The 15,725-nt window shown below is 41.8% G+C and carries 12 protein-coding genes; 7 read left to right on the top strand and 5 right to left on the bottom strand.

Going from position 1 to position 15,725, the window contains the following annotated elements:
* Positions 1–4 precede the first annotated feature (4 nt).
* Positions 5–883: an acyl-CoA thioester hydrolase/BAAT C-terminal domain-containing protein gene (locus ACTUJY_RS18145; RefSeq protein WP_463617547.1), complete on the top strand. Its 879-nt coding sequence runs from the start codon at positions 5–7 to the stop codon at positions 881–883.
* 589 nt (positions 884–1,472) lie between these two features.
* Here ACTUJY_RS18145 and ACTUJY_RS18140 read toward each other — a convergent pair.
* Positions 1,473–2,657: a serine hydrolase domain-containing protein gene (locus ACTUJY_RS18140; RefSeq protein WP_463617546.1), complete on the bottom strand. Its 1,185-nt coding sequence runs from the start codon at positions 2,655–2,657 to the stop codon at positions 1,473–1,475.
* An 811-nt stretch (positions 2,658–3,468) separates the two neighbouring features.
* Here ACTUJY_RS18140 and ACTUJY_RS18135 point away from each other — a divergent pair.
* Positions 3,469–4,284 carry a DUF2306 domain-containing protein gene (locus tag ACTUJY_RS18135; protein WP_463617545.1) on the top strand — a complete coding sequence of 272 codons (816 nt, stop codon included), beginning with the start codon at positions 3,469–3,471 and terminating at the stop codon, positions 4,282–4,284.
* A 331-nt stretch (positions 4,285–4,615) separates the two neighbouring features.
* Here the strand turns inward: ACTUJY_RS18135 and ACTUJY_RS18130 are convergent, their stop codons facing one another.
* The 4 genes from ACTUJY_RS18130 to ACTUJY_RS18115 all read right to left on the bottom strand — a co-directional run bounded on the left by ACTUJY_RS18130 (position 4,616) and on the right by ACTUJY_RS18115 (position 8,505).
* The gene (locus ACTUJY_RS18130) at positions 4,616–5,881 is read right to left on the bottom strand and encodes a HEAT repeat domain-containing protein (RefSeq protein ID WP_463617544.1); all 1,266 of its coding nucleotides are present in this window, start codon (positions 5,879–5,881) and stop codon (positions 4,616–4,618) included.
* A 10-nt stretch (positions 5,882–5,891) separates the two neighbouring features.
* Positions 5,892–7,076 (bottom strand): HEAT repeat domain-containing protein, encoded by a 1,185-nt coding sequence (locus tag ACTUJY_RS18125; RefSeq protein WP_463617543.1) that lies wholly within the window; start codon positions 7,074–7,076, stop codon positions 5,892–5,894.
* Positions 7,077–7,148: 72 nt separating this feature from the next.
* Entirely contained in the window at positions 7,149–7,943 is a 795-nt protein-coding gene (locus ACTUJY_RS18120; protein WP_463617542.1) for a hypothetical protein, read from the bottom strand.
* Positions 7,927–8,505 carry an RNA polymerase sigma factor gene (locus tag ACTUJY_RS18115; protein WP_463617541.1) on the bottom strand — a complete coding sequence of 193 codons (579 nt, stop codon included), beginning with the start codon at positions 8,503–8,505 and terminating at the stop codon, positions 7,927–7,929. The genes ACTUJY_RS18120 and ACTUJY_RS18115 overlap by 17 nt, the downstream gene beginning before the upstream one ends.
* Positions 8,506–8,718: 213 nt before the next feature.
* Between ACTUJY_RS18115 and ACTUJY_RS18110 the strand changes: the two genes are divergently transcribed.
* From ACTUJY_RS18110 to ACTUJY_RS18090, 5 genes are all read left to right on the top strand, one after another.
* Positions 8,719–9,672, top strand: coding sequence for an MBL fold metallo-hydrolase (locus ACTUJY_RS18110; RefSeq protein WP_463617540.1), 954 nt, complete (start codon positions 8,719–8,721; stop codon positions 9,670–9,672).
* Positions 9,673–9,895: 223 nt separating this feature from the next.
* Positions 9,896–10,273: a hypothetical protein gene (locus tag ACTUJY_RS18105; protein ID WP_463617539.1), complete on the top strand. Its 378-nt coding sequence runs from the start codon at positions 9,896–9,898 to the stop codon at positions 10,271–10,273.
* A gap of 63 nt (positions 10,274–10,336) precedes the next feature.
* On the top strand, positions 10,337–11,665 hold the full coding sequence (locus ACTUJY_RS18100) for a TolC family protein (RefSeq protein WP_463617538.1): 1,329 nt from the start codon (positions 10,337–10,339) through the stop codon (positions 11,663–11,665).
* 1 nt (position 11,666) lies between these two features.
* A complete protein-coding gene (locus ACTUJY_RS18095) occupies positions 11,667–12,581 on the top strand; it encodes an efflux RND transporter periplasmic adaptor subunit (RefSeq protein WP_463617537.1) in 915 nt (304 codons plus the stop codon).
* An 11-nt stretch (positions 12,582–12,592) separates the two neighbouring features.
* Entirely contained in the window at positions 12,593–15,712 is a 3,120-nt protein-coding gene (locus tag ACTUJY_RS18090; RefSeq protein ID WP_463617536.1) for an efflux RND transporter permease subunit, read from the top strand.
* Positions 15,713–15,725: the final 13 nt, after the last annotated feature.

The following is a 15,725-nucleotide window of genomic DNA, read 5'->3' as shown; positions in this document are numbered from 1 at the left end:
ATTAATGAAATCCATCATCGCTTTTTATTTTTTGTCGCTTTTAGTTGCTATTAATTCAAACGCGGAATCCATAGAGTTTAAACCGGTGCAAAATGCTAAGTTTGTCGCTGAATATTACAATTCTTCAAACAAAAATCAATACGGTGTATTAGTTCTTGGAGGATCCGGAGGCGGTAAACCAACACATCTTGCCAATAAAATAGCTACTTTAGGTTATTCTGTATTGTCTCTGGCCTATTTCAAAGAAGAGGGATTACCGCAAGAGTTGGAGATGATCCCGCTGGAATACTTTGAAGCACCTAAAAAATGGTTACTGGCTCAACAAGACACTCGAAACGATGGCATTATCGTTGTGGGGTGGTCAAAAGGAGCAGAGTTATCGTTGTTATTAGCGTCTCGCGATGATCAATATAAAGGGGTTGTCGGTATTGCACCAAGTTCTGTCATTTGGGCCGGCATTTTAAAAGACTGGACCCAGACACCGTCATCAAGCTGGAGTATTGAACAGCAACCAATACCCTTTGTGCCTTTTGCTTCGGGAGCAGAAGTTTCAAAGTTAGTGGATCTTTATGAACACTCACTAAAAAACAAAGAGCGAGTTTCTCAGGCCTCCATTAAATCAGAAAAAATAGCTTCGCCTGTTTTGTTGTTAACCGGCGGTCAAGATGAAATTTGGCCTGCCGATAAAATGGCCACATCGGTATGTGCTCGAATGAACAGCGAGATTAATAAAGACATTTGTCAGCATATTAACTATGAGAGTGCCGGTCATTTACTTGATGAGAAATTCGTGATTGGTGGAACGGAAGAATCCAATAAAGTTGCCAATAAAGACAGTCAGAGCGAAATCGCTCGATTTCTTGAAAGCGTGAATATGCGGTAGTAATTTTCAAAGGAGACAGTTGACGCTTAATATTACCGCTTGAATTCAAGTTTTAATATTGGATGTCGAGTTCGAAAATATAAACAACAGCCAACGAAAATATTAAAATACGAGTTCATTTTTGTTTTAACAAAAAGGCTGTAAAACCCGCATGACTACCCGCTCATTTACTGGTAAAAGAGTGGGTAGCAATCCTTTGAGTAGAACATTTTCAACACTCGCAGAAAATATGCCTCATTGAGACGTCGCTCGTTCTGCGAGTGCAAAAAGGATCATCGTTTGGGCCTAAGCTGTTCGATAATCTGTGCATCCACCCAGAAAATATCTACGTCTGGTCTCATCTCGACTTCGCCTGACGCTGATGTCCATGCAAACTCACCCACGTTGCGGTTGAAGAACAAGTATTTGCCATCGTTTGGTGGATATAACTCCGGGGCCAAATACTTCTGGTATCTTACTTGGCGGCGTCTGCCCAAGGTAGTGGCCTTTCAAAACTGGAAATTTAGCTTGGCTATAACTATTGCCACTCATGCACAAAGTAAAAATCCAAAAGAGACTAAAAAGTAAAAAAGATTTCATGGTTTATTCCTTATCTCACAAATGCCGGTACCACGTTTTTTGAAATTTGAGTAAATATCGTGTCTTCCCGATCATGGCCAGTGATCACAATCGTCAGCTCAAGATCTGCGATCACGATCACGCGTTGCCCACCGCCGCCCCAAGCAAGCGTAGCGTTGTAGCTTTTGTCTCCAACGGATATTGGCGTTTGATACCAAAAATAGCCGTAGCGATAGTTATCCGGCATCCAGTCTTGAGTGGGTTTAACTATGCCGCTGGTAGCCTTGGCGAGATACTTTGGAGAAATAAGTTGTTCGCCATTCCATTGACCTTTATTGAGGACCAATGCTCCCAACTTGAGCATATCGCGCGATGTTAAACTGACACGCCAACCGGCTTCCGGTAAGCCACTAACGTGAGTCTCCCAGCTATAGTCTGTGATGCCTAATTTACCGAGAACTTCATTTTTAATAAATTCCTGGGCACTGCCCGGCACAACGGCGTCAATCACCGACATCACCAGCATGGGGTTGTGGTTTCCATATAAATAGGTTTGAGATTCTTCAGTGATCGGCCCACTATGTTCAAGAAGAGTCTGAACCAATCCCTGGCCTTTTAATTCCTCAGGGTTTTTCTCAAGTTCCTCCCATTTTTCTCTGCTGACGCTCAATCCCCCTTGCATAGTCAATGCCTTATGGAGTGTGATTTTTTCTGCGCCTTTCACAAGTTTTGTCTTATCCAGATCTTTCAGAAAACTAATGAGTGGTTTGTCGAGGTCGGCCATGGTCAGATAGCCTAACTGGATAGCGCGGCCCAGTGCCAAACTGGTGTAAGCTTTTACGGCTGACGCCTGGCCGTGGGGCAGGTTGATGCGGCCGCGTAAATAATAGGACTCGAAGATTAGCTTACCTTGGTGGGCGATAAGCAAGCTGTCGTAGTTACCATGTTTCTTGTCGGCTATTTCCTGCGCCAGCTGAAAAACCATAGCCTTTTTTCCGTCATTAACACTCATATCGCCAACGGCTAAACCGTCTTTTTTGTTTGCCGGTGACGTATCAATAAAGGCTTTCTTAAGGTGTGGAAGATCCCAGAACGAAAGTTCTGTTTCGGCAACTGTAGCCTCTGGTGCGCGGCTAGTGTTTATGTCGGCAAAACTACTAAAACTCATTAGTAGTACTACAGCAAACAAGCTTTTGATTTTAAAATTGATGGTCATAAGTACCCTCTGGGTTTTCAACGGTTCTATGCGCTTATACGCAGTGCGCTTTATTAGAATCCAATCGAAATGAAGATACCTGAAGTTCTAATGACTTTTCGCTGACTTCTTGCTGACGCTAAAATATTAATGAATATCAAGTGGTTACAATAATGAATTTAGTTGGAATGCGGGAATGTTAAAGTATGTCCTTTCAATGAAGCTCATTTTTAAGCAACTGTTTTTATCCTGATTGGAGGATCAATCGAGATTTACTACTTTGTTTCCCTTATTAACTACAAGGAGGCTGGTCATTTCCATTAACTTCTAAATTTTAAGACGAAGAAAACAATATGAAGTGAATTGTGCTAACAGTGCTTTGTAGCTTCAAATCGACGGATCATAAAAAAGTTTCTCTAATTAATAATTTATCGAGAATCCATCTCTTAACCTAACGTAAATATTGGACTCAAAATAGTCTGAGAGTTCTTTGCATTTCGCTCATACTTTTTTATATAAATCTGAGATTATAAAATTGAGTTTTTTTGGTGTTGTTTCAAGCCAACTTAAGTTGGAAATTTAACACATAATCCTAAATATATCCGTGTTCTACATTGGATCGAGTAATTTGATAGGTAGGTCGATCATTAAACTTGTCTTTGCGAATTTATTCTGTACCAGGATTAAACAAAATTTTATTAACGCTGATACTCAGTAAAGTATAGACAAGAATTGAAACAATTATACTAAAATTGTGATATTGCTATTATTAATATCTGATAATAGTATACAAGGCCATAAAAATTTTTATAAAAAGCAGAGTGAAACTGCTATGTCGTTAAATAAAATTGAGTCATCAAATATTCTTGGGGACAAACTCTTACATTTTTCTAAAACGGCTTGCTTCGCAGTTGCGGCAATTGGCTTATGGTTGTTTGCTGTTTATGTTTTTGTCTATTATGGAGGATTAGTTTATTCCGACGGCCTTGTTGGCTTGGCTAATAGTCATCTTCCAAAATCTTATATTAAAAACGACAACTTAGGTAATTGGGCTATAGCTTCACATCTTCTATTATCGGTTACCATCCTCTCACTGGGGCCATTACAGTTTATCGTTAGTATCCGTAAGCTATTTCCAACATTTCATCACTGGAATGGTCGTATTTACGTTCTGACTGGAGTGATAGTTAGTTTATCAGGGCTTTACATGGTTTGGGTACGAGGTGCTGTTGGTGATGTATCTATGCATCTAGGACTTAGTTTAAATGCGTTGCTAATCTTGATATTCGCCACAAAAACCATTCTTTATGCTATAAGAAGAAAAATTTATATCCACAAGAAATGGGCTCTACGCTTGTTTATTGTGATGAACGGTGTTTGGTTTTCACGAGTAACACTTTGGTTATGGGTAGAATTAACCGAAGGCGCGGGTATTGATTTTATTAGTTTTACAGGCCCATTTTTAACTTTTTTAAACTTTGCACAATACTTAATTCCTTTAATTATACTTGAGCTATATTTCTTTGCAAAGACAAGTCAAAAAATGAAAGTTAAGTTGTTTGTCGCTTCAATAATATTTATTTCTACAACAACCTTGATTGCAGGTATATATCAAGCAACAACAGTGTTGTGGCTACCTAAATTATAATCAAACATTATCCTTGTTCTTTCTTTTTATATTGTTGCCTTTTGAATTTGATATCCATTCTTTACCAAGGCAACATTTAATGTACTCAACTGCAGGTGAAGGTTTGCACTCTTGGTCAACTATAAGCAAACTAGCCAGTACATAAATGCCTCTAGGAAAACTTTAGTTAGTTACTTTCCGGGAGGAGTCCAAATACAAGGCAGTGTATTCATAATAGAAATAGAAAAAAGAAACGCCATTAAAACTTCTGCTGAGTGTTAACCAATAAGTTAATAATTCATACACAAATTGCCTCTCCCATTTTTATTCACCGGTGAGGCAAACATCTTGATTAATCAATACTAGCCGTCAACACGCTTTCCAAATAACTCGTCGCCTTTGGGTCCTCAGACTGGCCAAGCCAAAACAGCGCTTTCTTGCTAATTGATCGATTTTCTTTACTTTCTATTAACTTTATCAAGCCTTCCGTTGCATCTTCGTTCTCAAGCTGAGAGATAGAGAACACTGCGGCTTTTCGAATCTTTTGAGTATTTTTACTTTGAGCAATTTCAAGAAGTGTACTCAGCGCTTGTCGATCTTTATTTTGTGACAACCAGAAAATGGCTTCTTTTTGAACTACTTCAGACCGATGTTTCGTCGCATAAGAATTAAGTAGCTGCCAGCTTTCATCCGAATCCAGTTGCGATAGCGCGAAAACCGCTTTTTTCTGAATGTATTTGGAACCTGTTTTATCAACCACCCGTTTGATGGCGTTTAACGCTTTGGGATGTTGCTTTTGAGCCAGCCAGAATAAAGCTTCGCCTTGTAGTTTTTCAATATCACTATTTTCCGCAAGTGCTATCAAGTAATTCATGGCATCGGGCGAACTGTTTTCACTTAATGCAAATACTGCATGAGTACGATCATTTATCGGACGATGGTTGTCTTCCAGTATTATTTTTAAGGCGTTATAACCCGCCAGGTTACGTGCTGCACCTAACCAGAAAATGGCATTGTGACGGATGGATTTATTCGCAGTGTTCGTCAGGGATTCTAGCTTATTTTGCGCCGTGTCTCCTTTATGTAAAGCAATGGTTGATAATGCAGCTTGTGATAGCTTGCGTTGCTCATCCTGATGACTCTCTTGTACCCAGTTGGAAAGGTAATCGACGCTGGCTCGATTAGAAACTTGAGTAAGCTCTACCACTGATTGATTTCCAATATGAACCGGGCAGGCTTCCCCTACGTAAAAAAGTTGTTCTGGCGTACCGTTTTTCTGTTTAATGTAAAGTGTTAGCAGTTTTGAGTCCGGTTGATTTTCCAAATGCGTTATGCCAGAAATAAGTGCATTACGACTTTCGCTTAAATCGTCCAGACTGCATCCCATGTTTCCTGAACTGGTAAAGCAACAGGGCGTTCCATTGTTGGGTTCCATCTCTACCTGATACTTTAGCCATTGCTCCTCGCTACCCGGAAGGGTGTTGATAGTTTCTCGCAAGGATTTACTTACGGTAAAGGATTGAGTTTTATTATCTGATTCTGCGTTAACTAAAATTGAGGTCAAACTTAAACATGAAATGAAACCCGTCCGTAATAGCATTGCAATTGAATTACTCATCATCAACTCCTTAATTAATATTTTGATGTAAAAAATCAACGGCTTCGTCGGCATTCATCATGGAAAGCTTTTTTAATGCCTCTCGTTTTAACGACGGGGATTGTTCCTGCTTAATAATTGCAATAAGTGACTTGGCATTCGATTGTACAAAAAGTGCTTTAATTACTTTTTCTTTTACCGCTTCACTGCTATTTTTCTGATACAGATTAACCAGGTATTCACCACTTTTCTCTTGGCTCATAATGCCCATTAACTCAACTGCCTGTAATCTCAGTTCCTCATCTTTTTCGTTATTAATAATATTAATGATCTCGTCTGCCGCATTGCTGATGGCAAGCCCCTTTACTATTTGTTGCTTGTAATCCTTAAAGTTGCTGTTCGAATACAAAGAGGCTAGCAGTTGGGGTTTATTCATAACACCTAACAGTTTGATGGCTTCGCTTTTGAGTGCCTCATCTATTTCGGCAGTGGCTATTTTCAACAATCGATCACTATTACCCGAAACCATAAAGCTTTTAAGCACTTTAACTTTTACTTCAGCATTTTGAGAAGACTGGTAAACGTCTTCCAGTACCTTTGCTGCGGATTCTGAACCCGATAGGGCGAGCGTATCAATGGCGTAAAGTTTTAATGCATTATTGTCTTTATCTTTTGCAAGATTGGCTAATACATTAAATGCTTCCGGACTGTTGGTTTGACTCAATACAAACAGCGCTCGTTTTTTAATTCTAATGGAGTGATCGCCGTTTATGATTTTTTCCAGCATTGCGGTTGCTTTTTCTGGCGAAGAATGAAGTAAGGAATCAATAGCGTATAATTTCATCTCATCATCGGTGACCGGTAAAGTGTCGCCGTGTTTATCATGAATTTCGACCAGTAGTGCTTCGGCGTCGTCTATCCAGCGGCTTTCCGGATAACTTTGCGTTAACTGTTCTAATGATTTTATCGCTTGTTGGCTTTGGTTTTCCTTGTATTGCGCGTAGGCTAACCAATAGAGTGCAGCATCCGATTTATCACTTTTCTGGTTAATGATTTTTTTAAACGACTCTTGCGCGGCTGACCAGTTTTTTTGATCGAGTTGTTGTTGTCCTTGATTGTAGAGTTCGTCTTTTGTAGCCGCCGCAACCGATATTGAAAGTGCGGCTGCAACGGCCAGTGAAATCATCGTGTTGCTAGCAAAGTGTTTTCTCATCATACCTATCACCTTTTTCAATACTTTTGTTTTGCCTTCAACATTAAGACGGGCGCTTGTTTCTTCAGGTTTGGTTTAAATAAGATTGTTTTTGATTGTTTTATTGGTCACACGCAGTTGAAACAACAGATCGGAATCTTCAAGGCGTCCACGAATGCTTTCCAGTTCGCTCTTTTTATCCATGCTATTGGAATTTACCGGAGTGTTTTCAAGTTCGATTAAAATTGACTCCACACTTTGTAAGGTATTCGCCAGTCTTAAGTCGCCAGCATGTTCAGCCAATCGGCGATAAAGTCGATTAAGCGCTACCAGCTCTTCAATCAACTGGCGTCGGCTTTCGATTTGTTCTGGCAAATCGCCATTACCGTTACTGACTAAAGTGAGTAACCGATCGCTCGATTCTAAGTGCTGGCTGACATTGGAGAGTAATATTCTCTGGCTGGCTTCTGCGTTTAATGTGGGCATTTTGGAATCGTGATTAGCCAATTGTTCGCTCGGTAAATCGGGCACAGACCAGCGGCCGAGTAAAAATACTGTTACAGCAACTAACATTACCGCGCATGCCATCGCCAGATTGGGCTGCCCGAAAAATAGCCACCAAGGTTGAGAGGATTTGTTTGTTTGTGTTTTAGTTGCGACTTTTTCTATTGTGGCGACTTGATGAACGGCAGCCATAATATTTTGATTCAACTGTTTACCGGGAGCGGGTATTGGCAATTGTTTGCTCTGATCAAGCACATTGCAGAGTTCATTGTACTCTTGCTGCAAAACGTCATACGTTGATAATGCAAGACGTACTTTTGCGGCGTCTTGCGAATTCAGTTCGTTGTAGTAATAAAGTATCAATTGTTCGTTATTGATGAGATTCATAATGGTCTACCTGAAGTTCATCCATCTTGGGATGTAGAATTTCTTTTAAACGTGAAACGGCACGGAAAATCCGGTTCTTAACGGTGTTTGGATTGATGTCGAGTATCTCGCTGATTTCTTCGATGCTATGGCCTTCATAGTGCCGTAGTAGAAAAGCCAAACGCACATCATCACAGAGTTGATGCAGCGCTTTTTGTATGGTTTGGCCAAGACTCGTTCGCCAATGGCTTTTTTCAGGTGTCTCACCTTGCGTATCGGTGATCTGCTCATACTCGGGCATTTCTTGGTGGTTGTGTCTGGCGAGTTTGCGCTGCAAATCGATGGCGGAATTGACCGTAACGGAATACAACCAGGTGGATAACTTGGAGCGTTTATCGAAGGTATCGAGTTTCTGGTACACCTTTACAAACACCTCTTGCACACAATCTTCTGCATGCCCTTGATCGTTCAATATACGATAGGCACAGTGATACAACTTGTGACTGTATGCCTCGACAAGTTGCTGAAAAGCCCCCAAATCACCGGCTTTTGCCTGAATTATTAGTTGTTGTTCATTGTTCATATGGGGATTATGACGGATGTATTTGCAGGAGGTTTGGTTTTTTTACCATTTTCTCAACTATCGGAGGCAAATCCTAAGTTGAGGTTAGATAGTATATTGCTGATAATTTGAGCATTTGCTGCATCGGTTAATAAATTGTCGCGATTTTTGAATTGAATGAGGCCGGTACCTACCTTTACACTGCCTGTAAAAGAACTGAAAAATGGACAACTTATGATTAAGCAGTTACTCCCTTTTATATTTTTGACGAGTTTTATTTCAAACCTGTATGCTTCCGAGCAGAACAAATTTCATAAAGTTTCTAATTTAAAAGTCACAACACTTTCCACTATGCTGGCCAATCGCGGGATCGGTGAGTGGGGTTATTCTGCCTTAATAGAAGTGGACGGAAGAAAAATACTCTTCGATACCGGAAATCGGCCCGAAACGGTTTTGCAAAATGCTCGTGAACTAAGAATTGATTTGTCCGACGTTGAAGATGTCATTTTAAGTCATAATCATGGTGATCATACCGGTGGCATATTAACATTGCGCAAGGCACTGAAAGTAAAAAACTCAAAAGCATTGTCGAAAGTTCATGTAGGACGAGGTATTTTCAGTAATCGCATTAATCGCGAAAATAAAATGGCGGTGATGAAAATAATATTGCAGGAGGATGGTGTACGATTTTTTGAATACTCTGATGCACAGGAAATCTTTCCAGGCGTGTGGTTAACCGGAAATGTCTCACGAACGCATCCAGAGAAAAATTGGGGAAGAAGTGGCCGTATTGAAACAGAAAATGGCATTGTAGAAGACAATATCCCGGAAGATCTCTCGCTGGTGGTCGATACCCAAGATGGATTTATTTTGGTCTCTGGATGTGGACACGCCGGAATCATAAATACCATGGAACATATTGTTTCGAAAATTCATCCCGGAAAAGTAGATACTGCAATCGGTGGTTTCCATTTGGTCAACGCAAGTGACGAACACCTGCAATGGGTTGCTGAAAAGCTGAAGCTATTTGGTATGACAAAAATGATTGGTGCGCATTGCACTGGGCTCAACTCGTTGTATTCACTTCGGAAACTATTAAACGCCGATAGAAATGAGATGGTCGTAGGTTCCGTTGGCGATTATTTCTCTTTGAAGGATGGCATTCGACCCGGTGGCATTGCGCGATAATGTTTTTATGTTCGAGCTATTGGTTATTTTCTCGCGAGCAATCGTATTAGAGTAACGGACATAAGAGCGCGTTCTTTGAAACGTTTCGGATTGGTATGCGTGAGTATGTATTGCCTGCATCTGGTAATCAGCAAACGATTAAGCTATTATAGCTGCACGTTAAAATACCTGATTGAATAGTATTTTAATGTATGGACTTTATTGAACACCCAATTATTTACCTATGACCCACTATCGCTCGACCTTTAGAGATTTTGTTGCTGTATTGACCGTAGCGTTAATACTGGTGCAATCTTTAGTGGTAACACAAGAGCTGGCAGAGTTGGATCTGCACTTTGGAGAGTCTCAAATTGAAGGCATTCACCACGGCTCCGTTACACTCCATAATAACCCTATCGATGAACCGCCAGACGCTGTAGAAACCGGCGAAAATGTCGAGCAGCAATGTGATAACTGTCATCATTGCCACGCGCCACACATTAGCCTGATCACAGTCGGTTTAGAATCTGTATTTAACCATCAAGTAACTTCCTTATTTTCAACAATTACTTCCTATATTCGTAAAAGTCCCGAGAGTATTTATCGCCCCCCATCGGCTTAGCGCCAAATCAAAATTTCCACAGTTTACTCATTGTTAATTTTTCGAATTTAATAGGAAAATAATATGCTTTTTTTATTTCGCAACGCTACAATTGGGCAGCGTTTGTGGGCTATGGCGTTATTCGGTGTGAGTCTTTTCTGTATTACTCTTTCATCGTCACAAGCCGCAATGCCCACGCAACAATCCCTTTCGTTAAAAGCCGTGATGCAACGTATTCTGAAGCAAAATCCGGAACTACGAGCTTTTGATTTAGTATCTCGTCAACTGAAAGGCTTAAAACAAGCTGCCGACCAGGATCCGGCGTACGAACTGAGTTTTTCCGCTGATGATTTTCTCGGCAGCGGTCATTTTTCTGAAGTAGAACAAACGGAGTTTACGCTGACTTTATCGTCCGTGATTGAACTCGGTGATAAGCGGGAAAAACGTACTCAAGTCGTTCAATCGCAATACGATTTAGCTGAAGTTCAGCGGCAAGTTCGCGCGCTAGACGTATTGGGTGAAGCCACACAAACCTTTATTAGCGTATTGTCATTGCAAGAGCAATTTAAGTTGGCTCAGCAAGCAACTCAATTTGCCACCGATACTTTGTCGGTTGTACAAAAGCGCGTTAATAAAGGCGCTGCTTTTGCCGCAGAAGCGACACGTGCACAAGCGGCATTGTCTCGAGCGCAATTAGAAGAGTCTGCAATTCTTGCTCAATGGAAAAGCCAAAAGAGAGCTCTAGCAAACTTTTGGGGGGCGGAACAGGTCGACTTTCATGAAGTCGATGGTGACTTATTTTTGTTTGCGAGTGTAAAACCTTTCGAGGAGTTATTTCAACAGTTAGAACAAAGCCCGTTTCTTAATATTTATGCAAACGAATATCGTTTACGAGAGGCGGAGCTAAGGTTAATTCAAAGTCAGTCCGATAGCGATGTTCGTTGGCAGATTGGTGTTAAACAATTTCAAGAATCGAACGACGCGGCATTGACCGTTGGCTTTTCTATGCCACTGTTTTCTGAAAAACGTAATCAAGGACAAACTACAGCGGCAATGGCATCACGTGACCAAGTTCTATTGCAACGAAAAACGCAGAGACTCAATTTGAAAACACGCTTATATCAAGCCTATCAAATTCGACAACAGCAATTTGATGTTGTCTCACAACTTCAGAAGGTTGTTTTACCAGCATTAAAGGAATCACTCACGCAAACAAAACAAGCTTACGAGCGTGGTCGATACAGTTATCTGGAATGGCTGGTTGCTCAAAAAGAGCTGCTATCAGCTCGTCAATTTCTGATTGATGCCGCGACTCAGGTGTTACGTAATCAAACACTGATTGAGCAAATCACGGCTCAGCCATTGTCAAAAGATGCTTACTTCGGACAAGCTTCAACGTATTTGGGAAAGTAAAATGAAATCGAATCAACTTATTCTTTTTATCGGTATCTGGTTATCAGCGATGTCAACGGTTTTTGCTTCGGCCGATCATGACCATCACCAAGAATCGGAAGCACATGACGAAAATCGCATTGTGATCGACGATGCAATGGCGCGGAAAAATGGATTGACGTTTGCACAAGCCAGTGGCGGACTTATCGAAAAACGCCTTCAGGTTTTTGGGCGACTGCAAGCGTCTCCTGAGCACATTGCGAATATTAAAGCGCGATTTCCTGGCGTAGTGCGTTCCGTAAACGTCAATATTGGCGATCACGTGAATGCCGGAGATGTGTTAGCCACCATCGAATCGAATGACAGTTTACAAACTTATTCTATCAAGGCGCCGATTGCAGGCATGATTCAACATCGGATGGTGAATGTTGGCGAGGTGACGAACGATAAACCTTTGTTCAACTTATTGAACAATCAGTCATTATGGGCGGAATTAAAAGTGTTTCACAACCAACGAAAGTTAGTGCAAAGCGACCAAACTGTTCGTGTCATGGATGATGATAAAACCATCGTATCGAAAATTCATCACCTTATTCCAGGGCCTTCTGGCGAGCCCTATTTACTTGCTCGGGTCGCTTTTGATAATCGTGACAATCGACATACACCCGGTGATTTGGTCAGTGCCGATATTTCTGTTGAAACGAAGCGTGTTTTAGTTCGAGTCGAGAATCGAGCCGTACAGATCATCAATGATAAACCGGTGGTGTTTGTAAAATTGGGTAACGAGTTCAAAGCCCGGCCGGTGGTGCTAGGGCAACGTGACCATGACTATGTGGAAATTTTATCTGGACTCCAGCTGGGTGAAACCTATGTGGTCGATAACAGTTTTTTAATCAAAGCCGATATTGAAAAATTCGGTGCCGGACACGCTCATTAAAGGAGGCGAACGTGATAAATTCTATTGTACGCCTTGCCATAGAGCGGCGTTTCGTGATGATCAGTTTTATCCTCATTCTGATGGTGATGGGGATTTGGCAGTATCAAAAATTACCGATAGATGCTGTACCTGATATTACCAATGTGCAAGTTCAAATAAATACCGAGGCACCTGGCTACTCACCTCTGGAAACGGAACAACGCATTACTTTTCCGATTGAGACGGCGCTCTATGGTTTGCCCAAATTGGAATACACTCGGTCGCTGTCGCGTTACGGCTTGTCGCAAGTCACGGCTGTATTTGAAGAAGGTACGGATATTTATTTTGCGCGTAATCTTATTGATGAGCGACTCGGCGTTATTAAAAATAAATTACCCACCGGTATTGAAGCGACAATGGGGCCTATTGCAACTGGGCTCGGTGAAATCTTTATGTACACCGTTGAAGCAAAGCCGGATGCGGTGCAAGACAATGGCAAGCCCTTCGATACGACTGCATTGCGTGAAATCCAGGATTGGATCATTAAACCCCAGTTGTCTCAAGTTTTTGGTGTTGTGGAAATTAATACCGTCGGTGGCTTCGACAAAAAGTATCATGTATTGCCGGATCCGAAACAGTTGCTAGAGCATCAAGTCTCTCTTTTCGATGTTTCTCGAGCACTGAAAGCGAACAATGACAATCGAGGTGCTGGGTTTATCGAGCACAATGGCGAACAATTATTAATTCGTGCACCTGGCCAATTACAAAACATTGAAGATATTGAAAATGTCGTAATTGGCCAACACGGTACCGCGCCTATTCGTGTGAAAGATGTAGCCGAAGTGGCCATTGGAAAGGAACTTCGTTCCGGTGCTGCAACCAGTGATGGTAAAGAAGCCGTATTGGGAACAGCAATGATGCTAGTCGGTGAAAACGCGCAGCAAGTAGCAAAAGAACTGGCGTTAAAACTCGATGCCATTCAAGCAACCTTGCCGGATGGTATTTACACAGAAACGGTTTATGACCGTACGGAACTGGTCAATAAAACCATTCGTACCGTACAAAAAAACTTAATGGAAGGTGCGCTGTTAGTTATCGCGATTCTATTTTTGTTACTTGGTAATTTTCGTGCGGCATTAATTACTGCGGCAGTGATCCCTTTGTCAATGATGGTTACCATTAGCGGTATGGTACAAGCTGGGATTTCCGCAAATTTGATGAGTTTGGGCGCGCTCGATTTTGGATTGATAGTAGACGGTGCCGTGATCATTGTTGAAAACTGCGTTCGGCGGCTATCACAATCGCAAACCCGCAATGGTGGATTGTTGACTTTGCAAAATCGATTGCAAGTGGTTTATGAAGCGACCACGGAAGTGATTCGTCCGGCTCTGTTTGGCGTGACCATTATAACAGTCGTGTACATTCCCATTTTTACGTTAACCGGTATTGAAGGAAAAATGTTTCATCCTATGGCGATAACGGTTGTCATGGCGTTGCTGGCTGCGATGGTCGTGTCGCTGACATTGGTTCCCGCTATGGTTGCGGTATTCGTAAAAGGGAAAGTGAGCGAAAAAGAAAATTCGTTCATAAGTGCCAGCAAATCCTTGTATCGTCCTTTGTTGGAATGGGCTATTCGGTTTCGTTTAGCAGTTATTTCGTTTGCGATAATGATTGTCGTTGCTTCTGTCGGTTTAATGACAACGTTGGGTTCCGAGTTTATACCACAACTTGATGAAGGCGATATTGCCTTGCATGCCATGCGTATTCCAGGAACCAGCCTTCAGCAGTCGGTACGGATGCAGCAAATTCTTGAAGCGGAATTGTCAACAGTTCCAGAAGTGAAAAAAGTGTTTTCAAAAATCGGTACGCCAGATATTGCGACTGATCCCATGCCGCCAAATGTAGCGGATACGTTTGTGCTATTAAAGCCTCGCAATTCTTGGCGTAATCCAGACATGCCTAAGCAGGAACTGATCGAGTTGATTGAGCGTAAAATAAAGAAAATTCCAGGTAATAATTACGAATTTACGCAACCGATTCAAATGCGCTTTAACGAGTTGATTTCCGGTGTTCGTTCAGACTTGGGCATTAAAGTATTTGGTGACGACCTGGAGCAATTGAAACGTATCGCCGACAAAATTTTAATGGTAGTCGAACGAGTTGACGGAGCCGCCGATGCGCGAGTTGAGCAAGTTTCCGGATTGCCAATGATAACCATTAAACCCAGACGAACGAAATTGGCTCGATACGGTTTAAATGTTGAGAACTTGCAGCAAATGTTAGCTACCGGTATTGGCGGCGAAGATGTGGGTTTAATTTATGAAGGGGATAGGCGATTTTCGCTTACCATTCGATTACCAGAGCCACTGCGAAATGATATTGATCGATTTGAAACATTACCGATCCCTTTACCTTCAGGAGGTTATATTCCGTTGGGGGAAGTTGCTTCAATCGAACAAAACCCAGCGCCTGCTCAAATCAGCCGTGAAAATGGCAAGCGTCGAGTCGTCGTAACCGCTAATGTGCGAGAGCGTGATCTTGGTTCTTTTGTCGAAGAAATGAAACAACGTATAAATACGGATATCCAATTGCCCAGTGGGTATTGGTTAGATTATGGTGGCACTTTTGAACAAATGGAGTCCGCAAGCGTACGATTGTCTATTGTGGTGCCCATTACTTTGGTGATCATACTAGGCATTTTAATGGTTGCCTTTGGATCGTTAAAAGATGCTTTGATTATTTTTACGGGTGTGCCATTAGCATTAACCGGCGGGGTCTTTTCACTTTGGTTACGTGATATGCCCTTGTCGATTTCGGCAGGCGTGGGGTTTATTGCGCTATCCGGCGTCGCTGTTTTAAATGGTTTGGTGATGGTTGCATTTATTCGAAAGCGCTGGCATCAAAGTGGTGAGCTGATAGCTTCGATTATTGATGGCGCGGTGATTCGTTTGCGTCCAGTGCTGATGACGGCATTAGTCGCCAGTCTTGGATTCGTACCCATGGCATTGAACACCGGAACCGGTGCCGAAGTGCAAAGGCCACTAGCGACAGTTGTCATCGGAGGTATTATCACGTCAACCATATTAACACTGTTTGTATTGCCAGCCTTGTATCAAATGGTCAATGGTAATAATCGATCAAACGCTTCATAGAGGCTGTGTTGGT

The organism is Pleionea sp. WD8-19 (assembly GCF_055326765.1).
This window is presented reverse-complemented; position numbering and strand designations above follow the sequence as displayed.